Raw genomic sequence first — 704 nt, 5'->3', positions numbered from 1 at the left:
GCAACGACACCTACCTCGTCGACAATGTCGGCGACACCGTGATCGAACGCGGCACCTCGCTGGCCGAGATCGACACGGTCGCCTCGTCCATCAGCTACACCCTGGGCAGCAACCTCGAGAACCTGACCCTCACCGGCGGCGATAATCTGGACGGGACCGGCAATGCCCTGAGCAACCGCCTCGTCGGCAACGCTGGCAATAACACGTTGGACGGCGGCCTCGGTGCCGACGTGATGATCGGCGGCAGCGGCAACGACACCTATATCGTCGACAACCTCAAGGACGCGGTCACCGAGACCAGTATCCTGGCGAGCGAAATCGACACCGTGCGCTCCTCGGTCAGCTGGACCCTCGGTGCCAACCTGGAAAACCTCACCCTCACCGGCAGCGACAACCTCACAGGTGTCGGCAACACCCTGAATAACGTGCTGACTGGCAACAGCGGCAATAACGTGCTCAACGGTGGCACCGGCCTGGATACGCTGAGCGGCGGCACCGGCGACGACAGCTACGTCCTCGACCAGTTTGGCGAATTGGCGCTGCTGCAGGAAACTGCCGACCAGGGTCGTGACCTGCTGAACATCACCTACGCCTCGACCTCGACCACCAGCACCGTCGACCTCAGCCAAAGCAACCTGCAGAACGTCGAGAACGTTACCCTGACCGGCCTTGGCACCTTCAGCGTGATCGGCAACGACCTGAAC

General features: G+C 62.5%; 1 protein-coding gene. It reads left to right on the top strand.

Annotation, left to right across the window (positions count from 1 at the left end):
* The coding region (locus tag PMI30_RS23940) for a calcium-binding protein (RefSeq protein ID WP_008006935.1) at positions 1 to 704 on the top strand (704 nt) is incomplete at both ends.

It is taken from the genome of Pseudomonas sp. GM50 (assembly GCF_000282375.1).
GTDB lineage: Bacteria > Pseudomonadota > Gammaproteobacteria > Pseudomonadales > Pseudomonadaceae > Aquipseudomonas.
Note: the sequence above shows the minus strand (reverse complement) of the source record. Positions and strands in the feature narration are given on the sequence as shown.